Below are 21,365 nucleotides of genomic sequence, written 5' to 3'. Positions count from 1 at the left end.
AAGGCACTGCGCCGCGAGCGCCTGGCACAGGCACGGCACAGCGCCGCTGAAGCCCCCAGAACCATTCTGCGGCCGAGCTGGCACGCCCCTCGCAATCGCCGCCTCTCGACGGGCATCGTCGCCCACTTCTGCCCTCGAAAGGAGCGTCCCATGTTTCGCACGGCCAAGGCCTCTGCTCTCTTCGCGCTGGCTGGTCTGCTCGGCTGCGCCTCGGATTCGACCCCCGTCCCCCCCGGACCGACGGGCGAGGTGGCGGCCTCCAGCAAACAGCGCGTGCTCTCCCCGCGGCTCGGTGGGACCGACCTGGCGGACGTCGTCTCGGGCAACGCCACCTTCGCGTTCGACCTCTACCGGTCGCTCCGCGCGGAGTCGGGAAACCTCTTCTTCTCGCCGCACAGCATCTCCCTGGCGCTCGCCATGGCCCACGCCGGGGCCCGCGGCGGGACGGAGCAGGAGCTGGCCAAGGCGCTCCACTTCACGCTGCCGCAGGGCGCGCTGCACGCCGCAATGAACGCCCTCGACCTGGAGCTCGCCCGTCGCGGGGAAGCGGCGAAGGGCAAGAGCGGGCGCCCCTTCCGGCTCAACGTGGCCAACGCGGCCTGGGGGCAGAAGGGCTACGACTTCGACGCGAGCTACCTCGACACGCTCGCCGAGAACTACGGGGCCGGGGTCCGGCTCGTGAACTTCCGCGACCAGCCCGAGCCCTCCCGCGTGACGATCAACGACTGGGTGGCGGGGAAGACCAACGACAAGATCAAGGACCTGCTCCCCGAGGGGGCGGTCACGGACCTCACGCGTCTCGTGCTGACGAACGCGATCTATTTCAACGCGGCGTGGGAGGACAAGTTCGACCCGGCGCAGACCCGCCGCGACGAGTTCGTCACCGCAGACGGCAAGACCGTCATGGCGCCCATGATGAGCAAGACCTACCACTACGGGCACGGCAAGGACGGCGGGGCCGAGGCGGTGGAGCTGGCCTACGACGGCCAGGAGCTCTCCATGCTGCTCGTCCGCCCCGAGACGGGCAGCTTCTCGGACTTCGAGGCGCGTTTCGACGACAAGGCGCTCTCCGCGCTGCTGCGTCGCGTGCAGCCCACGATGGTGGAGCTGCACCTGCCCAAGTTCCGCATCGAGGGGGCGCTCGGCCTGAAGAAGCAGCTCCAGGCGCTCGGGATGCAGCAGGCCTTCTCCGGGGCCGCGGACTTCTCCGGGATCCTGGGCCGCAAGGAGCTCTACATCTCGGACGTGCTGCACAAGGCCTTCGTGGCGGTGGACGAGGCGGGGACCGAGGCTGCCGCGGCCACGGCGGTCGTGATGGCCGGCTCGGCGCAGGTGGACCCCGTGCGCGTCTTCTTCAACCGTCCGTTCCTCTTCCTCGTCCGGGACAAGCAGACCGGCGCGATCCTCTTCCTCGGTCGCGTCCTCGACCCCACGGCGGAGAGTATCCGTCGGTAGCTCGCGTCCGACCGCCGCGGTGCTACGGGCAATCCACGTTCCCGAGCATCGCCCCGTGCTTCATGATGTCCACCTGCGAGCCGTGGCTCCCGCCGCCGTAGGTCCCCTCGCCCACGGCGTAGCGCCCCACCTTGGTGATGGTGCGGAAGTCCACCGTGCCGTCCACCGTCTTCAGGTTCACCTTGTTTCCCTTGGCGTCCCCGAGCGTCACGTAGCAGCCCTGCTCGTCGCAGATCTCGACGATCTTCCCCTCGATGCGGACGAACTTGCCGTTGAAGGCGGTCGGGTCCTTGATGAGGTCGGCGAGCGGGGTGCTCGCCGTGCTGCCGGCCACGCCGTTCAGGATCTTCTTGCCGGTGAGCAGCGCCTCGGCGGCGAGCTTGTCCGGCGCGCACGCACCGGTCGGCACGCTCGCGTCTCCGCCGGCGACGGCGCCGTCGCTGGTCGCGCCCTTCGCATCGACGGTCGCCCCCGCGTCGGACTTGGGCGTCCCCTGGTCGGCGGTGGTGCTGGCCTTGCCGCACGCGGCGAGGCCGAGCGCGAGCAGGCAGGTCCCGGTGAGCATCGATGCACGAGCGGTCTTCATGGCTTTGTCTCCTCTAAGCCAGGGTTGCGGTGCGCGAGGGGGTAGCCCGGTTCGCGTCGCAGGGTCAATCCCGAAGTGGCGGCAGGGCGTGGGTCGGTCCTCCTTTGGCGGGCGCGCTCGGGGCGCGAGGCTCCGCCCTTGCTGCTCGTCGCGCCCCCGTGCTTAGGTGGCCTGCGATGAGCGAAGCGCAAGACCCCGACGGGCTTTCGGCGCTCCCCGGCTTGGATGCGGGGTGGCGGGCCCTCCTGCGTGAGCGCGGGGCGCGCGCCGAGCAGGTGGCGCGCGTCGTGGGGGAGCTTCGCGGCTGCTACTGGGTCCGCTCGCTTCGGGGAGAAGAGCCCGCCGAGCTCTCGGGAAATCTGCGCCAGGCCATCCGGTCCGGCAGCGCGGAGCGCCCGGCGGTCGGGGACTTCGTGCTCCTGCGCACCGACGTGGACGAGGCGGAGCGGCGTCCGATCGAGGAGGTGCTGCCGCGGCGCACGCGCATCGCGCGCAAGGAGGCGGGGCGGCGGGTGCGCGAGCAGGTCGTGGCGGCGAACGTGGACGTGGTGTTCCTCGTCTGTGCGCTCGGGCGGGACGTGAACCCCCGGCGCATCGAGCGGCTGGCCACCATCGTGTGGGCCGGCGGCGCGGTGCCGGTGCTCGTGCTGACCAAGGCCGACACCTGCGCCGACCCCGAGCCGCACGTGGCGCGCGCTCGCCTGGCCGCACCGGGGGCCGAGCTCCACGTGGTGAGCGCGGTGGACGGAACGGGCCTCGCGCCGCTCGCGGCGTACCTCGGGAGCGGGCGAACCGTGGCCCTGCTCGGCACCTCGGGGGCGGGGAAGAGCACGCTCGTGAACCTCTGGTTCGGCGGCGCGCCGCAGCGCACGGGGGCCGTCGGCGCCGACGGGAAGGGGCGGCACACCACGCGGTCGCGGCAGCTCCTGTGCCTGCCCGGGGGGGCGGCGCTCATCGACACGCCCGGCCTGCGGCAGGTGGGGCTCGCGGGAAGCGAAGCCGGACTCACGCACGCCTTCGACGACGTGGTGCGATTGGCCGAGACCTGCCGCTTCGCGGATTGCCGACACGGTACCGAGCCCGACTGCGCGGTGCGAGCGGCGGTGGCGGCGGGGGAGGTCCCGCTCGGGCGCGTGGAGGCGTTCGTGCGCCTGACCGCCGAGCAGGCCGCGCAGGCCCAGGCCATGGAGCAGCGCCAGCGTCGGGCTCCGGGTGCTTCGGGGTCGCGACCACCGCGCCACGGGTCGGGGCGCCGAGGCCATCGCTGACGGAGCGACACCGAGGCATGACGGAGGTCAAGGGGAGGCCTGTCGCGCTTCGCTATGGTGGCCTAACGGAGGTCCACCTGTGTCAGCCCCGCCCTCTCCCCCTACGATGCCCGAAGAACAGTCCGCGATGGAGATCCGCGTGCATGGCCGCGGCGGCCAGGGCGGCGTCACCTGCGCCAAGATCCTGGCCGCGATCTACGCCCGCCTCGGCAAGAGCGTGCAGGCCTTCGGCGACTACGCGGGCGAGCGCTCGGGAGCGCCGGTCAGGGCCTACGCGCGCGTGGCCGACCGGGTGATCGAGAACCGCAACAAGGTCTACGACCCGGACCACCTGCTGGTGCTGGACCCGACGCTGCTCAGCGAGCAGCTCGTGGCGGGCCTGGCCCCCGGGGGGACGTTGCTCCTGAACACCCCCGACGGGCCGGAGGCCTTCGCCGGGCGCTTCGCGGGGCACCGCCTGGCGACGGTGGACGCCACGGCGATCGCCCGGCGCCACGGCATCGGCACGCGGTCGGTGGTGATCGTGAATACCACCATCGTGGGAGCCTTCGCCCGCGCGCTGGGGCTGCCGGTCGCGCTCCTCGCCGAGGTCTACGGGAAGATGGGGCTCGGCGGAAACCTCGACGCGGCCAAGGAGGCCTACGCCGCGGTTCGGCTGCTCGACGGCGCACCGTCCGAGGGGGCGGCGACGAAGGCGGCCGATGGAGGCGCCTCGGCCTGGGGCGCGACGCTCGCGGGCCCCGTCCTGGACCTCACGGACCACACCGAAGGCCCGTACCCCGCGCTCAAGACGGGGGCCTGGCGCTCGCAGATGCCGCGCTACGTGAAGGCCGCCGCACCGTGCAGCGCCGCCTGTCCCGCCGGCAACGACGTGGTGGGCTACGTGCAGGCCCTCGACCGCGAGAGCGCGGCGGCGGCGGCGCGCGTGCTCGGGCGCACCACGCCTCTCGCGGCCGTGTGCGGCAGGGTCTGCCCCGGCTTCTGCATGGGCGGCTGCAACCGGCAGTTCTACGACGGCGCGGTGGACACGCGTGGGCTCGAACGTCACATCGCCGACGCCGTGCCCGTGGCGCAGACGGAGCGACTCGCCGTGGCGAAGCCGCGCCGCGTGGCGGTCGTGGGGAGCGGCCCCGCCGGGCTGTCGGCCGCGTATCACCTCGCCCGGAGTGGTCACGCCGTCACGCTGGTCGAGGCCGAACAGGCTCTCGGTGGCGTGCTTCGCACCGGCATCCCGACCTACCGTCTACCACGCGAGGCGCTCGACCGCGAGGTGGCGGGAGTCCTGGCGCTCGGCGTGGAGACGCGCCTCGGCGCGCGCGTGGACGCGGCGGAGCTCCGCGCGCTCTCGAAGAGCCACGACGCGCTGATCGTCGCCACGGGGCTGCAGAAGCTGACCCGCCTCGACGCGGAGGCTCCCGCCGGCGTCGAACAAGGGATCCGATTTCTGCACCGCTTCAACCTGCAGCCGGGGGGCGAGCGGCTCTCGGGGCACGTCGTGGTGCTCGGCGGCGGCAACACCGCGCTCGACTGCGCGCGCAGCGCCCTGCGCGCCGGGGCGGAGAAGGTGACCATCGCCTACCGACGCAGCCGCGAGGAGATGCCGGCCATCCGCGAGGAGATCGACGAGGCCGTGGAGGAGGGGGTGGAGCTCCTGCTCCAGCGGGCGCCCGTCGGGTTTTACGGGGGTGCGGCGCTCGAGGGGGTCGTGCTCGCGGAGGTCGAGCTCGGCCCGGCGGACGCCAGCGGTCGCCGCCGACCCGTGGTCACCGACCGGACGCATCGGCTCCCCTGCGCGCGCGTGCTCCTCGCCCTCGGGCAGTCGGTCGACCTGTCGCTGCTCCCCGAGGGGTGGCGGCTCGAGCGGGGGCGGCTCTGGGACGGCGAGCGGGCGCTCCACGCCTTCGCCGCGGGGGACGTCTCGACCGGGGACGGTACGGTGGCCCACGCCATCGGGGACGGCCTGCGCGCGGCGCGCGCGGTCCTCGAGGCGCTCGGCGAGTCTGTCGAGGGGATCCCGCGCCTCGTCGCGGCCGAGAAGACCGTCGGAGTGGCGGACGTCCGCTTCGGCGCCTTCCGCTCGCGCCCGCCGGCCTCGCATAGCTACGCGCCCGCCGGCGAACGCGCACGTTCTCTCGACGAGGTGAACCGCGGCCTGGCCGACGGAGCGGAGTCCTCGCGCTGCCTCTCCTGCGGGGACTGCACGGGGTGCGACACCTGCCTCGTCTACTGCCCGGATGGGATCATCTTTCGCACCGGACAGCGCGGCCCGACCGACCGCTACCGTATCGACTACGACTACTGCAAGGGCTGCGGGGTCTGCGTGACCGAGTGCCCCCGCGGCGCGATGGAAATGGTGGCCCAATGAGCACCGAGCTTCTCACCGCCAATCACGCCTCGGCCATGGCCGCGACGCTGGCCGCGCGCGCCAACCGCGTGGGGCGCGGCTTCGGCAGCGGCGTCTACCCCATCACGCCGCAGACCGAGTGCATCGAGCTCCTCTGCCAGCAGGAGATCGAGAAGGGCCACGTGGTGCGCGTCGAGAGCGAGCACAGCGCGATGGCCGTCTGCATGGGCTACGCCGCGGCCGGACTGCGCACCTTCACGGCCTCCTCGTCGAACGGGCTGGCCTACATGACCGAGAACGTCTACGCCGCGGCCTTCGCGCGGTTGCCGGTGGTCATGATGGCCGTGAACCGCACCCTCGGGCCGCCGTGGAACATCTGGGTGGACCACGGCGACACGCTGATGCTGCGCGACGCCGGGTGGATCCACTTCTACTGCGAAGACAACCAGGAGGTCTTCGACACCCTGCTGCTCGCCTTCCGCCTGGCCGAGGATCGCCGGGTGCTTCTGCCGGTCCTGGTCTGCCAGGACGCCTTCGTCCTCTCGCACACCATCACGGCCACCGAGGTGCCGGAGCAGGCGCTGGTGGACCGCTTCCTGCCGCCGCTCGATCTGCCGCACCGCGTGGCGAACCGGCCGCGTACCGTCGGTGCGCTCGACTTTCCCCACGAGACCGAGGTGCATCGCAAGCAGCTCATCGACGCCATGGCGCGCGTCCCCGAGGTCTACCGCGAGGTGCAGGCGAGCTTCGAGGAGGTCTTCGGTCGCCGGCCGCCCGAGCCGCTCGTGGGCTACCGCCTGGAGGACGCGGAGGTGGTGATGGTCTCGATGGGCACGACCGCGGCGACGGTGCGGGCCGCGGTGGATTCCGCGCGCGCTCGCGGCATCCGCGCGGGGGGGCTGCGCGTCCGGCTCTTTCGCCCGTTCCCCGAGGAGGCGCTCCGGCGCGTGCTGCGCGGGGCGCGGCGCATCGCGGTTGTCGACCGCAACGTTTCGCCGGGGCTCGGCGGCGTCCTCTGGGGGGAGCTCCGCGCGCTGGCTCCGCGCGAGGCGCTGGTGCAGGACTACCTGGTGGGCCTCGGTGGCGGCGACATCCGGCCCCGCCACCTCGAGGCGCTCTTCGACGACCTCCTGGCGCGCGAGCACGCCGAGGCGCCGCTGCTCAAGGAGGTGGGCTGATGGACACCGAGCCGCTTCTCGGAGGCCTGCCGCAGAGCGCGGCCGACCGCGCCGAGCCGGTCCTGCGCCCCGGAAACACGAACTGCGGTGGGTGTGGGATGTCCGTGGCGCTCCAGTTCTTGAGCCGGGCCATCGGGGACCGTCCGGTGCAGATGGCGATCCCCGCCTGCTGCGGCATCGTGGCGGCGGGGCCCTTTCCCACCTCGGGCTACGGCGCGCCCGTCGTGGCCACGACCTTCGCCTCCGCCGCGGCGGTGGCCACCGGGCTCGCGCACGCCGCGCGGCTGAACGGCGAGAAGACGCGGGTGATCGTGCTCGCGGGAGACGGCGGGACCTACGACATCGGGATGGCCACCCTCTCGGCTACGGCCGAGCGCAACGAGGACATCCTCTACTTCTGCTACGACAACGAGATCTACGGGAACACCGGGGGGCAGCGCTCCTCGGCCACGCCCCTCGGGGCGGTGACCTCCACCACGCCGCGCGGCAAGGAGCACCCGAAGAAGGACATCCTCGGGATCATGGCCGCGCACGGGGTCCCCTACGTCGCGACGCTCTCGCTCGCCCACCCCGAGGACGCCGTGCGCAAGCTCGTCCGCGCCCTCGACACGGAGGGGTTTCGTTTCCTGCACGTGCTCTCTCCTTGTCCCACGGGGTGGAAGTCCGAGCCCTCGGCCAGCATCGAACTCCCGCGCCTCGCGGTGCAGTCGGGGCTCTACCCGATCTACGAGATCTTCGACGGGGAGCGGATCGCGATCAACGTGGAGCCGGACTTCTCGGCCGAGGCCCTCGAGCGCTACTTCGCGGGGCAGGGCCGGTTTCGCAAGGTGGGCGTGGAGCTCGCCGCCGTGCGCGCGGGGATCGACCGGCACTGGCGGCGGCTACGCGCCTGGGCCGCGGTCTCGGCGGGCTAGCCGGCTTCCGCCGCGCGGATTACGAGCCGTCGTTCGCTTTGCAGGGCCGCGCTGACTCAGCTCGCCGCGACGAGGGCCGTGGTGAGCACGAGCAGCGGCGTGAGGACCCCCCAGAGCCACAGGCGGTACGTCGCCTCGCGCGCCAGCGCGTGCTCCGGTCGGTCGGCGAGGAGGGTCTCGGCCCCGGCGAAGGCGGGGAGCCGCGGGGAGCCGCGGTAGTCTCCGGCGAGGCCGGCCGGGTCGCCCTGCCAGACGGGCCTGCCCCGCACGTAGGCTGTCGCCGTTTCCTCGAGCCACTGCAGCGTCCAGCCCTCCTCGGGAGTGGGGGGCTCGTCCGGCGGTGCGGGTGGCCTCGGCTGCGCGGGGGTCCGGTCGTCGTATTCCTCCGAGGCCGCGGGGTTTCTCACCTCTCGCTCCACGCCCTCGGGGGCGGGGGCGGCGAGCGCGGCCCGCGCCTGCTCCACGGGCAGCGCGGCGCGCTTCGTCAGGTCGAGTCTCACGGCCCGGGGATCGACGACCGCTTGCACGTCGGCTCCGACGATCAGGAACGGGGCGCCCTGGTAGCAGACGCGGTCCCCGCTGCCGTCGAGCAGCTCCCAGAAGGCGACCCGCGGCGGCGCCACCGGCTCGGCGTCGCGACCGCTCGGCTCGGGTTCGAGCGCGGGGCGGAGCAGGGCGTGTCGGAGCTGGAGTCGCCCCTCGAGCTCGAAGACCGCGCTCCCGAGCTCCGAGCTCGCCTCGAGGGGCGCGGCGCCCTCGAGGGTCCGCAGCGCGCGCGTCGCCCCGACGGTCCTCACCAGGCCCACGAGCGAGACGATGCCCAGACTCACGGCCAGAGCTCCGCCGGGGAGGTAGCGCTCCACGAGATAGGTGGATCCGCCGAGGACGAGCGCCACCGCCGCCACGATGCCGACCTTCGAAGCCCTGCTCCCCTCGGAGGACCAGATGCCCGCGAGGGCGAAGAGCCAGAGCGTGAGGACCACGGCGCCGAGGACCCAGCGGCGCCAGCCCGGCGGGATCCAGAGCGCGAGGAGGGCGAAGAGCGGCACGAGGACGGCCGCCGCGACGGACGCGCGCTCTCGGCGGGCCATCACCACGAGGAACACGGTGGCCAGGACCAGCGCGAGGGACGTCACCAGCCGCAGCGTCAGGACCAACCCCATGCGCCGATCATACCGCGCGCACGCTGGCAGGGGAGGGGACTTCCTCGACGGAAGTCCATTGCGCCGCGCGTCGCGAGCCTGCATGCTTCCGCCATGTCAGCGGCTGCCGATTCTTCCCCTTCGAGCGAGGCGACGCCCCCCGCTCCGCCTCGCTTCGTGCGGCTGGTGGAAGGCGCGGGTGCGCTCGCGCTGCACCTCTGGCTCGGGGGCCTGCTCGTGGCGGGGGCGGTTGTCGCGCCGCTGCTCTTTCGCGAGCTGCCCCGGGAGACCGCCGCGCCGCTCATGACGCGCATCTTCGAGCGCTTCCACGCCATCGGTCTCGGGCTGGTGATCGTCTTCGTGCTCTGCGAGGTGGTGATCTGGCTCGCGGCGCGGCCACGCGGCCTCTTTGGCTGGCTGCGCGGTGCGGCGGCGGCGGCGGTCCTCGGCTCGGCCCTGACGCTCGCGCTCACCGTCACCCCCACCATCGCGAGCCTGCACCGGGCCGGGGCGCGGCGCGGAGTGGGCGCGGACGGGGCGCGTCTCGATCAGGCGCACCGCATGGCCGAGAGCCTGGCGGGAGTCGGCTTCGGCGGCGGGCTGGCCTGGTCCGCGCTCACCTGGCGACGCCCCCGCAAGGTGCGGCCGAAGAGGACCCCGAATGCCGCCGCGTAGGCCGAGAAAGGGCCCCCGCGAGGGGCCGAGGCAGAAACGCGCCCTCTCGCAGGTGGGTGGGGCGGTACGGCTCGAGGGGGACCGCGAGCTGGCCGAGGCGATCGCGCACTGCCTGAAGGTGCGACCCGGCACGGGGCTCGATCGCTACACGCACGGCTTTCACACCTACCCGGCGCGCATGCACCCGCACACGGCGGGGCGGCTCGTACGCCTCGTGGCGGCGCCCGGCGAGCTCATCCTGGACCCCTTCTGCGGCTCGGGGACCGTCTTGCTCGAGGCGCTGCTCGCCGAGCGGCGCGCCATCGGGCGCGACCTGAGCCCGCTCGCGGTGCGCCTGGCCCGCCTGCGCTGTCGCCGTACGTCGCAGACCGAGAGACGCGCGCTGCGCGAGCTCGGGCACCGCATCGGCGGCGTGGCCTCGAAGCGGGCGCGCGACGGCCATGCCCCACCGCCTCTGGCGCGCCCGGTGCTCGCCCCGGAGGGGAGTGCTTCTGCGGACGCTCGGGTGCGCTCCCCGTGGGAGGGCCCGACGGCGCGGCTCTACGACCCGGCCACCCTGCGCGAGCTCGCGTGGCTCGCCTTCGAGGTGAGCTCCCTCGAGGACCCCTTCGCGCGCGAGGCGCTGGGACTCGTCCTCTCCTCGCTGCTCGTGAAGGCCTCGCGGCGCACGAGCGACACGGACCCGCGGGTCGCGCGGCAGGTGCGTGCCCCCTTCCCCGTGGGGCCGGCCTTCACCGAGCGCGCCGAGGAGCTCGGGCGCCTCTTGAAGGCGCTCGCGGCAGACCTTCCGCGCGAGCCGGAGACGGCCCGAGCGCTCGACCTGGCGGTGGACGACGCGCGGCAGCTTCGCACCGTCGGCGACGCGAGCGTGGACGTGGTCATCACCTCGCCCCCCTACGCGAGCGTCTACGACTACGTCGAGCACCACGAGCTGCGCACCGACTGGCTCGGGCTCGACGACGGCGCGTTCCGGCGCGGAGAGGTGGGCTCCCGGCGCTCGTTCACCGACCCCGACGCGGGCCTCGCGCGCTGGCACACCGACGGGCGGGCGTGGCTCAAGGCCGTGGCGCGGGTGCTCAAACCCGGCGGCCGCGTGGTGGTCCTCGGCGGGGACGGCGCGTCCTCTCAGGGGCCGATTCCTTTCGACCGCTCGCTCGCGAGCTGGGCGGAGCCGGCGGGCCTCACGCTTCGGGCCACCGCGTCGCAGCGGCGAACGACCTTCGATCCCGAGACGGAGCGCGCGTACCGTGGGGCGTCGCGGCGCGAGCACCTGATGCTCCTCGGGCACGCGGATGAGAAGCTCGCGCGCACGGGCCTGCAACCCCGACAATCCCGGCCTTCGGATGGTCCCCCTCGGGAGACGCGGGAAGGAGCGGGTGGTCGGCCTCCGTCCCGTGGACCCCGAGCCGGCGCACGGCCACCCCGGCGGCGCGGGCCGCCTCGCCAATCCTCCTGACGAAGGTGGCGTGGGAGCGTGGCTGCGTCGGGCGCGCGTCGCTCGCCGGTCAGCGTGCCGCGGGACGCAGGCTCACGGTCAGCCGCCCCGCCGTCGGGGCGTAGACGAATACGGCCCCACCGTCGATCCGGAAGGCCGCGCCGTCCACGCCGCTCAGGGTGAGGTCGGCCCCCGTCGGGTAGGTTCGCGCGGGCAGGGCGAGCTCGGTGATCCCCTCCGCACGGGCGTCGTAGACGAGCTCCGCGCGACGTGCGGTCGCGTCGTAGGTGAAGCGCACGAGCGTTCCGGCTACGGCGCGCGGAAAGGGACGGGCCAGCTCGGCCACGAGGGCGGTCTCCACGCCACCCGGACCGGTCACGCTCATCGCCTCGGCGTTCCAACGGTCCTCGGTCGTCGAGTACTCCCACTGCGCTCCGTGCAGCGCGTGCGCGTCGAAGGCGTCGTAGTGCGCGCGCATGTAGCTCGCGGCCTTGTCCGCCGTCGGCGCGATCCCGAACTCGCCGACGAAGACCGGTAGCTTCCAGGTCGCTCCCTGGGCCGCCCAGCGTCCGAGGTCGGCGAGGATCTTGGCCGGGCTCGTGGTGAGGCCGGGGATGAAGGCGCCTACCGAGTAATAGTGCGGCGCGAAGACGAAGCCCGCCCCGGCGGGGGGACGAAGCTGGGTGCTCACCGTCGCGCCGTCGAGCCCCGGTGGGTCGAAGAAGACGGGGGCCCCGGGCGCCTCCTCGCGGATCGCACGGGCCGTGGCCTCGTAGAAGGGGCGCAGGACCTGCTCGTCCCAGCCGGGGCGCGTGGCCGAGCCCGCGTGCGGCTCGTTCATCACCTCGAAGCCCACGACCGAGGCGACCGGCCAGAGCGCCCGCGCCACGCGCCGCCACATCTGGCGGAAGGCTTCGTGCAGCCCGTCTTCGTCGGCCCAGAAGCGGTCGAAGGCTCGGCTGGCCGGGGAGCTCTGATCGAGATAGGCGGAAAACCATTCGCTGCAGTCGGCGGGGGTCTCGGGCACCGGCTGCGTGCAGGCCCACAGCGGAAAACCGTCCCCGCAGTAGGGGCGCGCGAAGGCGTCCTGATGGAAGTCCACGATCACGCGCAGCCCGCGCTCGCCGCAGAGCTCGCAGAGCCGGCGGAAGCGCGCGAGGAAGAGCTCGTCGTACCGCCCCCGCTCGGGCTCCACCGCCTCCCAGGAGAAGGGCACGCGCAGGACGTTCACGCCCCAGGCCTTGACGCGGTCGAGATAGGCCCGCGCGGCCTCGTCGAAGGGGGGCGCCTTGGCCTGCGAGGCGAGCCCCGACTCGCGGAAGGCGAAGGGGAAGAAGGGGGCGAGCTTCGAGCGTCCGCCGGCGTTCACCCCGCGCAGGAGCACCTCGCGCCCACGCGCGTCGAGAAGCTTCTCCCCCGAGACGGTGAGCTTGAGGCTCGACAGCGCGAGCTCCTCGGCGGAGAGCGGAAAGCTCGGCTCGCCCGCGCGGCAGCCGCCGCTCAGCACCGAGGCCGCCAGGCTGAAGGCAAGCCCGCGGGTGAATCCGCCGCCCCTCGGGTGTCTTTCGTGGCGCATCAGGCGGGCTTCGACGCCGCGTTCACGATCACAGGCAGCTTGAACCTCCAGTCGGCCCAGGTCTTCGGGTCGGTCACCAGCTCGCACATGAAGTGCGCGACGTTGGCCATGTTCGTGCTTCCCGGCGCGAAGATGGTGTTCACGAGGCCCTCGTGCACCGCGTACTCCGAGACCTCGCCCTCGAGGAGCGAGTCCGGTCGGACGACGGCCCACTCCAGGTGAGCGTTGTGCGTCCCGATCGTCCCGAGAAGGAAGTTTGCGGCTCGCTGGTTGTCCCTGGCCGGAGGAAGCGCGCCGCGGAGCAGCCAGAGAAACGCCCTCTCGAAAGAGCCCCGGCGCGGGTCGAGGCTCCTCGGGCGGTGGACGGAGACGCTGCTCATGAGGACGAACTTGACCGGCGACGTGGGCGCGAGCGCTTCGATCCCGCGGCAGAGCCGCGTCGTGGCTCGGGTCACGAGGTCGCGCGGTGGGCCGAAGATGCCCTTGAAGTTGATCAGGTGGCCGAGGCACGAGACGACGGCAGCGCAGCCGCGGAGGTGATGTCGCAGCTCGTCGTCGGCGAGCGAGAGCAGGCTGGCCTCGATCACCGTCAGGTTGGGGTTATCCGCGGCGCCGGGTGGGAGCTTTTCCCGCGATCGGACGATGGCGCGAACGCTGACGCCACGGTCCAGGAACTGCTGCAACGCGCGCCGGCCTGTGCGTCCGGTGCCGCCAACGAGAAGAACCGTCTGCTGTGTGGGCATGTCTACCCCTCCTCCGATCGGGTCCTCCAAGGTGTCCTGGGCACGCTAGCTCCGGCGGGCCTGGAAGGGGAGCGGTAACCGGGGCGGCCTGATATCTCTGCATGAATTAATAGTTTCCTGTGTTACGATATTTGGATGCAATACTCACCAGGGCGATCCATGGGGTTCTGGGGCTGCGCCTGTTCGATGCTCGCGCTGTGCGCCTGCAACGGCGGGAGCGTCGGAGTGAGCGGCAGCGACGGCGGTTCGTTCAGCGAGAGCGGCGTCCCGCTCTTCGACGGCTTCAGCGGTGAAACCGCGATCTGCGCCGAGACCAACGTGAAGACCACTGGGGCGGTCCCGACCGTTCAGCTCCTGGTCGACCAGTCGAAGAGCATGAACGACCCCTTCGGCACCACGTCCCGGTGGACCGCGCTCTACAACACGCTGATGAATCCCACGACCGGGGTCGTCAAGCGCCTCGAGGGGCGCGTGGTGTTCGGCCTGACCCTCTACACCACGCCGGGTGGAAGCGGCGGCACCTGTCCCAGGCTGGTCGACGTCCCGGCGGCGCTCAACAACTTCGGCGCGATCGACGCCGTCTACGGCAAGGAAACCCCCGGGAGCAGCACGCCCACCGGCGAGGCGCTGGACGCCGTGCAGAAGAGGGTTCAAGGCCTCGCGGCGCAGGGGCCGAAGATCATCATCCTCGCCACCGATGGGGAGCCGAACGGCTGCAGCGGCGGTTTCGGCGGGAGCGGCATCAACCCGGCGGGGCGACAGCGCGTGGTGACGGCGGCGCAGGCCTCGTTCGCGGCGGGCATTCGCGTCTTCGTGATCAGCGTCGGAGATCAGGTCGGCGCCTCGCATCTGCAGGAAGTGGCCAACGCCGGCATCGGACTCGCGCCGACGAGCCCGCAGAAGGCGACCTACTATCAGGCCCTCGTGCCGGACAGCCTGGTTCGCGCGTTCGATACCATCGTGGGGGGCGTCGTCGGTTGCAGCTTCAAGCTCGAGGGGAAGGGCGTGCACCCCGCCTTCGCCTCGAAGGGCAAGGTCTGGCTCGACAACCAGCCCATCGCCTTCGAGACGCAATGGAAGCTCGTTGACTCGACCACGCTCGAGCTGCTCGGCGACGCGTGCGACAAGGTGAAGGCCGGCGTGGGGCACGAGGTCCGCGGCACCTTCCCGTGCGGCGCGGTCATCAAGTAGAGCGCGACTTGGCGGCGGAGGACCTTCGCCCCCGTGGCGGTGCGCGGCTACCGTCGTGCGGCGCGCCGCGAGCCCCGGATCGCCCTCGGGCACGCGGGCGAGAAGCCGACGCGCGGGGCCCCGCGACCTCGAGCAGCACGGCCTTCAGGTAGTCCCCCTCGGGAAACGCGGGGAGGACCGGGTGGTCGGCCCCCGCTCCGTGGACCCAGAGCCGGCGCACGGCCACTCCCGCGGCGCGTGCGGCCTCGCCGACCGTCGTGACGAAGGTGGCGCGGTTCACGTGGCTCGAGCACGAGCAGGTCAGGAGCAGTGCCCCCGGCTCGAGTCGGGCGAGCACCGCGCGGTTGAGCATGCGGTAGGCCTCGAGGGCCCGCGGCACGAGCGCCTGCCTCGGGGCGAAGCTCGGCGGGTCGAGCACCACGAGGTCCCACGCTCCCCCCTCGGGGAGCCCGGCGCGCAGGAGCTTGCGCACGTCCGCGACGAGCACGCGGTGCGCGGGAGGCCCGAAGCCGTTCAGTGCCAGGTTGCGTTCGGCCGCGGCGATGGCCGGCGTCGAGAGGTCCACCGAGAGCGTGGCCCGCGCCCCTCCGGCGGCCGCGGCGACGGAGAAGCCGCCCGTGTAGGCGTAGAGGTTGAGCACCCGCTTGCCCCGGGCGAGCTCGCGCACGCGCGCGCGGTTCTCCCGCTGGTCCAGGTAGAGGCCGGTCTTGTGCCCCCGCTCGAGGTCGGCCTCGTAATAGAGGCCTTGCTCGGAAACGCGCACCCGCGTGGCCTCGGGCTCGCCCGCCGTCGTCGCGTCGCGGGGCCCCGGCTCCTCGCGTTCCCCGCGGCGATCACGTCGCTCGAAGACGCGCTGGATCCCGGGGAGGCCGAGGAGGGCCCGCTCGACCGGTGCGGCCAGCGTGGCGGCAGCTGCCCCGTCGAACCGCACTACCACCACCGCGCCGTAGCGGTCGCAGACTACCCCCGGAAGGCCGTCGGCCTCGCCGTGCACCAGGCGATAGGCCTCGGTGGCAGCGGCGTCGAACATCGTCTCGCGGCGCCTCGCGGCGTCCACGACCCGCGCCGCGATCCACGCCTCGTCGAGCGCCTCGGCCGCGGTCCGGCTGTAGACGCGCACCGCGATGGGCGAGCCCGGGTCGTAGAGCCCGCGGGCGACGAAGGCACCGTGCCGATCCACGAGCTCGACCACCGTTCCCGCGGGGGAGAGCTCCGCGGGCGGCCGGTCGAGGCCGTCTTTCCAGACCCACGGGTGCCCGGCGCGCACCGCGCGGGCGGCGCGAGACCCCAGGACCAGCTTCACGTTGCGGGGCGGCTGGCTCATCGCGGCGGGGAGCGTACACCATGCGTGGAGACTGGGCCCCCGCCTTGCACGCCGCGGTGCGCGTCTTCCGTTGTATTCCTCCCGCCCGCTTGCTTAGATGGGCCCCACAGCCGCAATCCAAGGAGCTCGCCGTGCCGTCATTCGTCCGCCCTCGTCTCTTCATCGGTGCGGCCGTCGTGGCCCTCGGCGCCCTTCAGGCCGGTTGCGCGGCCAAGCTCGCCTCGGGAGAGGACCAGGGGCCAGGCACGGGAGCTCTCGACGGCGCCCCGGCGACCGACGGACGCACTGGGGATGCGACGCCCGTCGGGGATGGCGGACCGCCGAGCGCCGACGCCTGGGCCGGGGACGGCACGCCCCCACCGCCACGGCGGGACAGCGGGGTCAAGCCCGCTACCGATGGCGGCAAGCCGGCGGCCGACAGCAGCCTGCCGCGGGCCGATTCGACGAGCGGACGCCGCGACTTCGGCGCGAGCTACGTGAAGTGCAAGGACGTGGTCCTCACCGGCAGCACCGAGCGGCAGAAGTACGACAACTACTTCACGGCGCACGGTCGTCCCAAGACCGACCAGGACATGGGCTGGACCCACGACCCGAAGATGCTGGACCTCATCAATACGGTGCGCTTCGGCAATCCGCCGGCCTCGGTGACGGGCGACATCGAGAAGCTCCGCACCGCGTGCGATTTCGTCCCCGAGCACCACAACCAGACGAGCCAGACCAACTACGACCTCTTCAAGACCCTCGGGCTCACCGATTCGTCCGACGCCTGGGCGAAGTTCAACTCGCGTGATTTCATCCCGGGATCCCTCACGCGCTACGGCTACGATGGCTTCGCCAACCGCTTCGTGAACTGGTCGAGCAACGACTGGACCAAGCTCGCCCTCGCACGCTGCCCCGACTGCGCCGACGGCATCGTGACCCTCTCCGGCGTGCCCGCCGAGCAGGTGCAGAAGCAGCACGACTTCTTCCGCGTGATGGAGGTGCGCTTCGTGACCGACCGCGCGGTCTACGCCGCCACTCCGGCGGACCGGCAGAAGCACGGCGACGGGCGCCTCTTCGTGAGCAAGCCCTTCAAGGTGCTGGCGGCCATCGACTCCTCGGGCTCGCTCTACACGCACATCACGACCCTGGCCCGCACCTTCTTCGTCGCGCCGCAGGACCAGGTGCGGCTGCGCTACCGCGGGGAAATAGCGGATCCGCTCTATAACGTGATCCAGAGCGGGGACGCCGCGGTGAAGAGCACCTATCGCACGGGCATGGTGGCGGTGCTCATCCGCTACTCCGAGGTGAACGACAAGCCGAGCTCGCAGGTCTGCGACCGCTACCCCGTCCCGGCGGGGACGGACATGACCCCCTTCTGTCGGCTCGAGGAGTGGGGGACCTGGCGCTGCGGCCCCTTTGGTCCGAACGCCCGCGAGGCCGACCAGATCTGCCGCAAGGACGCGACCGCGCTCACGGGGTTCAAGTGGGCCACGAACAACTTCGTGAGCTGCGCGACCTGCAAGATCGATCCCCTGCGCGGCTGCACCTACGGCAAGTAGCTCTCGGGTCAGGGCCCGACGGACAGGTCGTCGATCACCACCGCCGAACAGCTCGCGGAGTTCTCCGTCGTGACCTCGAGCTCCCGGACCGTGGAGATGGGTCCGGCCGGGAGCCTCACCGGTCCGAGCAGCGCGCTGTCGAGCGTCACGGTGATCCCGGCGAGCTGGCGGCGAATCGTCAGGGCGAGCGGCGTGGGACCTACCATCATGCGGGGCAAGGTGTTGGCGTCGACGGTGGTGAAGACATAGAGGTCCAGCGCCCCGTTCGCGCTCGCGATGAGCTGGACCCCTTCGGACAGGCGGGTGCCCGCCGCGCTCCGCGGATAGAGCGAGAAGATGCAGTTCGACCCCGAGACGCGCACCGACAGCTTCGCCGTGTAGGCGCCGCTGGCGCAGGGCAGCCGGATGACGAACGCGCCGGGCGTCTTCTGCTGGGACCAGGTTCCGGCCTGCAGGGCCCAGTTCGCGGTGAGGGCGGGAGAAATGATCGAGGCGCAGGCGGTGTCGAAGGTGCAGGGGCCCGCGGTGCATGCCGTTCCATTGTCGAGGGCGGTAATGCCGTCGAGAGTCACGAAGGCGCCGTCTCGCCGCGCGGCGGTATCGCGGGCGATGGTCGCGTCGCGCGGATGGGCGCCATCGCGCGGGCGGACCCCGTCGCGCCGGTCGAGCCCGTCCGTCGGCTTAGGGGCGTCGGAGAGTCCGAGGCCGTCCGACGGCGGACGCTGATCTCCCTGATCGGGCCCGGTCCAGACCGCATCCCGAGGACCGGTCTCGAAGGCCGCGCTGTCCGCATGGGCGTCGCCGGTCCCCGCTGCGTCGCGGGTCGCGGCCCCGGCCCGGTAGCCCAGGATCCGGTCGCACCCCCCGCCAAGGGGAGCTCCCAGGAGCAGCACGACCGCCCAGAGGACGCGCCCGCGCGCGGAGGGCTCGGGCCTCGGTGGCTGTGCTCGTCGGTGCCGCACGGCTCCATCTTCCTCGAGCGGGGGGCGCGGGGCTAGCGGTCTGGTCATCCGGCTGCACGGCTAGCTGCCCGCGTGGGGGCCGGTGCTAGCGGCACGGCGCGTGATCGCAGGGGTTTCTTGCCGCGCGGGGACGCGTGCCATGGCCCGGGCCTTGCAACTTGACCGTCGTCCTCTGCGCTGCCGTTGGGCTAGGAGAAAGTGATGCGCGTTCATCTCGTGCGGTTCACCGTCCTCGTGCTGGTCGCCCTCTTTGCGCCCGCCCTCCGGGCGAAGGCCCCCGAGCGGGGTCCGTCGAAGTGGGAAGACCCCGCCTTGCGGAAGCTCTTCCCGACGTCGCGGAGTCTCCCGAAGGCGTATCGCGTGCGGCCGGAGGACAACGCCGCCCGCTATCTGATCGGCGGCCAGGTTCTGACGGTCTCGCCGGAGAAGCAGCGCCCGGTCTTCTCGCCCATCGGCGTCCGCAAGGCCGGCGGGAAGTTCGAGCCCCTGCTCCTCGGCTACGAGCCGACGCTCGGGCCGAAGGACGCCAAGGCGGCGGTTCGCGCGGCCCAGCAGGCCTGGCGGGGTGGCCGGGGCGCCTGGCCGCGGGCCAGCATGGAGGAGCGCATCACCGCGGTGGAGAGGTTTGCGACCTACCTCGAGGTGAACACGGACCGCATCGCCACTCTGCTGATGCTCGAGATCGGCAAGCCGTATGAAGCCGCGCGAACGGAGGTGAAGCGCACCGTCGAGTACGTCCGGCGCACGCTGGTGGAGGCCCGCGCGCTGGAGGAGGAGGGCCGGCGGGTCTACTCGGACGGGCAGGGCGGGGGGCAGCGCTTCGGGCGCACGGCCCTGAAGCCGGTGGGTACGGTGCTCGCCGTCGCGCCCTTCAACTACCCGATCAACGAGGGCCTCACGGCGATCATCCCGGCCCTGCTCATGGGGAACGTGGTGATCGCCAAGACGCCGCGCTTCGGCGTCCTCGCCAACCAGGCGCTCCTGGAGGGCTTTGCGGCGGCCTTCCCGAAGGGCGTGGTGAGCGTGCTTCCGGGTGACGGGCGTGTGCTGCTGCCCGAGATCATGAAAGCCAAGACGCGGCAGGGCCGACCGGCGATCGACGTGCTCTCGTTCATCGGCGGAGAGAGGGGCGCTCGCGCGGTGGTCAAGTCGCACCCCGAGCCGGAGCTCTGGCTCCAGAAGATCCTGGGCCTCGGGGCGAAGAACGCCGGGGTGGTGCTGCGCGGGGCCAAGCCCGCGGCCATCGTCGACCAGCTCCTCGAGGGCGCGCTCGGTTTCAACGGGCAGCGCTGCACCGCGGAGAAGATCCTCTTCGTGCCGCGGTCTCTCGCGGCCGAGCTCAAGCCGCTGCTCAAGGAGCGCATGGCCGCCTACGAACCGGCGATGCCCTGGCGGAAGGGCGCCAAGATCACGCCGCTCGTCGAGCCCGGGAAGGCGGGCGCGATGCAGGCCTACGTGGACGACGCGCTCGGCAAGGGGGCGGAGCTCCTCTCCGGCGGGAGCTCGTACCAGTCGGTCATGCGTCCCGCGCTCCTCTGGGGCGTCACGGACCAGATGACGATCGCCAAGGAGGAGCAGTTCGGTCCGGTGGTGCCGGTCGTGATCTACGACGACCTCAGGGAGGTCTACCGCTGGCACCGCAACACGCCCTTTGGGCAGCAGGTCAGCGTCTTCGGGCCGGAGAAGGACGTGGCGCGCGTCGCCGAGCGGCTCGAGGTGAGCGTGGCCCGCGTGAACCAGAATCACACGAGCCAGCGCAGCCCGGACTCCTTCCCCTTCACGGGCACGCGCTTCTCGGGGCTCGGGACGCTCTCCCTGCGGGACGCGCTCGTCTCCTTCTCGCGGCCGGTGGTGAAGTCGGCCCGCACGGCCGGCGAGCTGTCTGGAGGGGGCGGACCCGACTAGACGCGCCGCGCTTCGAGGAGCGAGACCGGCGACTTGGTCGGCACCACGCGCTCCAGCGCAAAGCCCGCCCGCGCGAAGAGCTGCGCGAACTCGGCCTGAGAGCGCTCGCGGCCGGTCGTCATGACCAGCATCTCCAGGTCGATGAGCTTGCCGAAAGAGGGCGCGTTGCCCGGCGCCACCACGTTCTCCATCACCAGCAACCGTCCCCCGACCGGCAGCGCCTTGGCGCAGTGGCCGAGGAGCTTCACGCACTCGTCGTCGCTCCAGTCGTGCAGGATGAAGGACATGATGTGCGCGTCGGCGCCGCCCGGGACGCCGGCGAAGAAGTCGCCGCCGAAGCACTCGCAGCGCGCGTCGAGGCCAGCGCTCGCCAGGTCCTTGCGGGCTCCCTCGACGACGTGGGGTAGATCGAAGACGCCGCCCTTCAGGCCCGGGGTCTTGGCCAGCACCTGCGCCATCAGGTGCCCGTGCCCGCCGCCGATGTCGTAGAGCACCTTGATCGGCGCGAAGTCGTAGGCCTCGAGCACGGCGGCGTGGATGTTGCGCGCGTTGCCCGTCATGGCCTGGTTGAAGATCTCCGACAGCTCGCGGTTCTCCATGAAGTACTGGAAGACCGGCTTGCCGTGCGCCTTGTCGAAGCCCGGCTTGCCCGTATACACGCTGTAGAGCAGGTTCTCCCAGGCGCGATGATGGGCGGGATCGCCGAACCAGAGCACCATGCCGCGCGTGGAGCCCGGCCGGTCGCAGAGCGTCTCGGCCTTCGGCGTGAGCCGGAAGGTGCGCCCCTCGTTCTCTTCGAAGACGCCCACGCTCGCGAGCGCGCGCAGCACGCGATAGAGGGAATCGGCGTGCGTCTTCGTCTTCTGGGCCAGAGACTCGACGCTGAGCGGGCCATCGACCAGCAGGTCGGCGATGCCGAGCTTGGCGGCCACGTAGAGCGGCTGCGACAGCATCTTGCTCGTGGCCATCTGCAGCACCTGCATCGGCACGGGGATCTCGTGGGACTCGTTCACCGTCACGCTCCTGGTTGCGGGTTGTTGAGAGGCGGGACGGTAACAGTGGTGCGGCGCTTTGGGGCCGCCAATCGTGCGCGGGCGCGAGCATAAATATCGAGAATTGCAGTTGA

General features: G+C 72.1%; 17 protein-coding genes. 10 read left to right on the top strand and 7 right to left on the bottom strand.

The genetic code is table 11. From position 1 onward, the window contains the following. The first annotated feature begins 150 nt into the window (after window positions 1–150). A complete protein-coding gene (locus IT371_14560) occupies window positions 151–1,455 on the top strand; it encodes a serpin family protein (GenBank protein ID MCC6748877.1) in 1,305 nt (434 codons plus the stop codon). 22 nt (window positions 1,456–1,477) lie between these two features. Here IT371_14560 and IT371_14555 read toward each other — a convergent pair whose 3' ends face one another. Continuing rightward, window positions 1,478–2,041, bottom strand: coding sequence for a hypothetical protein (locus IT371_14555; GenBank protein MCC6748876.1), 564 nt, complete (start codon window positions 2,039–2,041; stop codon window positions 1,478–1,480). A 176-nt stretch (window positions 2,042–2,217) separates the two neighbouring features. Between IT371_14555 and rsgA the strand changes: the two genes are divergently transcribed. The 4 genes from rsgA (at window position 2,218) to IT371_14535 (ending at window position 7,745) form a co-directional block, all read left to right on the top strand. Beyond that, window positions 2,218–3,309: a ribosome small subunit-dependent GTPase A gene (gene rsgA, locus IT371_14550; protein MCC6748875.1), complete on the top strand. Its 1,092-nt coding sequence runs from the start codon at window positions 2,218–2,220 to the stop codon at window positions 3,307–3,309. A 127-nt stretch (window positions 3,310–3,436) separates the two neighbouring features. Further along, entirely contained in the window at window positions 3,437–5,674 is a 2,238-nt protein-coding gene (locus IT371_14545; protein MCC6748874.1) for an FAD-dependent oxidoreductase, read from the top strand. Further along, on the top strand, window positions 5,671–6,831 hold the full coding sequence (porA, locus tag IT371_14540; protein MCC6748873.1) for a pyruvate ferredoxin oxidoreductase: 1,161 nt from the start codon (window positions 5,671–5,673) through the stop codon (window positions 6,829–6,831). Before IT371_14545 ends, porA begins: the two co-directional genes overlap by 4 nt. Beyond that, window positions 6,831–7,745: a pyruvate synthase subunit beta gene (locus IT371_14535; protein MCC6748872.1), complete on the top strand. Its 915-nt coding sequence runs from the start codon at window positions 6,831–6,833 to the stop codon at window positions 7,743–7,745. Before porA ends, IT371_14535 begins: the two co-directional genes overlap by 1 nt. A 56-nt stretch (window positions 7,746–7,801) precedes the next feature. Here IT371_14535 and IT371_14530 read toward each other — a convergent pair whose 3' ends face one another. After that, window positions 7,802–8,908 carry a hypothetical protein gene (locus tag IT371_14530; protein ID MCC6748871.1) on the bottom strand — a complete coding sequence of 369 codons (1,107 nt, stop codon included), beginning with the start codon at window positions 8,906–8,908 and terminating at the stop codon, window positions 7,802–7,804. Between the two features lie 93 nt (window positions 8,909–9,001). On the opposite strand from IT371_14530, the gene IT371_14525 reads away from it, so the two are divergent. Together IT371_14525 and IT371_14520 are read left to right on the top strand one after the other, a co-directional pair. Further along, window positions 9,002–9,562, top strand: a complete 561-nt coding sequence (locus IT371_14525; protein MCC6748870.1) for a DUF4149 domain-containing protein — start codon at window positions 9,002–9,004, stop codon at window positions 9,560–9,562. Beyond that, window positions 9,549–11,018: a hypothetical protein gene (locus tag IT371_14520; protein ID MCC6748869.1), complete on the top strand. Its 1,470-nt coding sequence runs from the start codon at window positions 9,549–9,551 to the stop codon at window positions 11,016–11,018. Before IT371_14525 ends, IT371_14520 begins: the two co-directional genes overlap by 14 nt. A gap of 49 nt (window positions 11,019–11,067) precedes the next feature. Here IT371_14520 and IT371_14515 read toward each other — a convergent pair whose 3' ends face one another. Continuing rightward, complete coding sequence (locus IT371_14515) at window positions 11,068–12,573, bottom strand: cellulase family glycosylhydrolase (GenBank protein ID MCC6748868.1); 1,506 nt, start codon at window positions 12,571–12,573, stop codon at window positions 11,068–11,070. Then, entirely contained in the window at window positions 12,573–13,316 is a 744-nt protein-coding gene (locus IT371_14510) for an SDR family oxidoreductase (protein MCC6748867.1), read from the bottom strand. The genes IT371_14515 and IT371_14510 overlap by 1 nt, the downstream gene beginning before the upstream one ends. A gap of 135 nt (window positions 13,317–13,451) precedes the next feature. Between IT371_14510 and IT371_14505 the strand changes: the two genes are divergently transcribed. Further along, window positions 13,452–14,507, top strand: a complete 1,056-nt coding sequence (locus IT371_14505) for a VWA domain-containing protein (protein MCC6748866.1) — start codon at window positions 13,452–13,454, stop codon at window positions 14,505–14,507. On the opposite strand, the gene IT371_14500 is transcribed toward IT371_14505, so the two are convergent. Then, complete coding sequence (locus tag IT371_14500; protein ID MCC6748865.1) at window positions 14,500–15,831, bottom strand: class I SAM-dependent rRNA methyltransferase; 1,332 nt, start codon at window positions 15,829–15,831, stop codon at window positions 14,500–14,502. The two genes, IT371_14505 and IT371_14500, sit on opposite strands and share 8 nt — an antisense overlap. Window positions 15,832–15,962: 131 nt before the next feature. On the opposite strand from IT371_14500, the gene IT371_14495 reads away from it, so the two are divergent. Further along, window positions 15,963–17,372, top strand: coding sequence for a hypothetical protein (locus IT371_14495; protein MCC6748864.1), 1,410 nt, complete (start codon window positions 15,963–15,965; stop codon window positions 17,370–17,372). An 8-nt stretch (window positions 17,373–17,380) separates the two neighbouring features. Here IT371_14495 and IT371_14490 read toward each other — a convergent pair whose 3' ends face one another. Beyond that, entirely contained in the window at window positions 17,381–18,334 is a 954-nt protein-coding gene (locus tag IT371_14490; protein ID MCC6748863.1) for a hypothetical protein, read from the bottom strand. Between the two features lie 201 nt (window positions 18,335–18,535). Here IT371_14490 and IT371_14485 point away from each other — a divergent pair, with 201 nt between their 5' ends. Beyond that, a complete protein-coding gene (locus tag IT371_14485) occupies window positions 18,536–20,239 on the top strand; it encodes an aldehyde dehydrogenase family protein (protein MCC6748862.1) in 1,704 nt (567 codons plus the stop codon). Here IT371_14485 and IT371_14480 read toward each other — a convergent pair. Beyond that, complete coding sequence (locus IT371_14480; protein MCC6748861.1) at window positions 20,236–21,222, bottom strand: methyltransferase; 987 nt, start codon at window positions 21,220–21,222, stop codon at window positions 20,236–20,238. The genes IT371_14485 and IT371_14480 overlap by 4 nt on opposite strands. Window positions 21,223–21,365: the final 143 nt, after the last annotated feature.

The sequence above is a fragment of the Deltaproteobacteria bacterium genome, from assembly GCA_020848905.1.
Taxonomy (GTDB): Bacteria; Myxococcota_A; Polyangia.
This window is presented reverse-complemented; position numbering and strand designations above follow the sequence as displayed.

Coding starts and splice junctions, on each gene's coding strand:
- IT371_14560 (MCC6748877.1), top strand. CDS start 151: ATGTTTCGCACGGCCAAGGCCTCTGCTCTCTTCGCGCTGGCTGGTCTG.
- IT371_14555 (MCC6748876.1), bottom strand. CDS start 2,041: ATGAAGACCGCTCGTGCATCGATGCTCACCGGGACCTGCCTGCTCGCG.
- rsgA (MCC6748875.1), top strand. CDS start 2,218: ATGAGCGAAGCGCAAGACCCCGACGGGCTTTCGGCGCTCCCCGGCTTG.
- IT371_14545 (MCC6748874.1), top strand. CDS start 3,437: ATGGAGATCCGCGTGCATGGCCGCGGCGGCCAGGGCGGCGTCACCTGC.
- porA (MCC6748873.1), top strand. CDS start 5,671: ATGAGCACCGAGCTTCTCACCGCCAATCACGCCTCGGCCATGGCCGCG.
- IT371_14535 (MCC6748872.1), top strand. CDS start 6,831: ATGGACACCGAGCCGCTTCTCGGAGGCCTGCCGCAGAGCGCGGCCGAC.
- IT371_14530 (MCC6748871.1), bottom strand. CDS start 8,908: ATGGGGTTGGTCCTGACGCTGCGGCTGGTGACGTCCCTCGCGCTGGTC.
- IT371_14525 (MCC6748870.1), top strand. CDS start 9,002: ATGTCAGCGGCTGCCGATTCTTCCCCTTCGAGCGAGGCGACGCCCCCC.
- IT371_14520 (MCC6748869.1), top strand. CDS start 9,549: ATGCCGCCGCGTAGGCCGAGAAAGGGCCCCCGCGAGGGGCCGAGGCAG.
- IT371_14515 (MCC6748868.1), bottom strand. CDS start 12,573: ATGCGCCACGAAAGACACCCGAGGGGCGGCGGATTCACCCGCGGGCTT.
- IT371_14510 (MCC6748867.1), bottom strand. CDS start 13,316: ATGCCCACACAGCAGACGGTTCTTCTCGTTGGCGGCACCGGACGCACA.
- IT371_14505 (MCC6748866.1), top strand. CDS start 13,452: ATGCAATACTCACCAGGGCGATCCATGGGGTTCTGGGGCTGCGCCTGT.
- IT371_14500 (MCC6748865.1), bottom strand. CDS start 15,831: ATGAGCCAGCCGCCCCGCAACGTGAAGCTGGTCCTGGGGTCTCGCGCC.
- IT371_14485 (MCC6748862.1), top strand. CDS start 18,536: ATGCGCGTTCATCTCGTGCGGTTCACCGTCCTCGTGCTGGTCGCCCTC.
- IT371_14480 (MCC6748861.1), bottom strand. CDS start 21,222: ATGCAGGTGCTGCAGATGGCCACGAGCAAGATGCTGTCGCAGCCGCTC.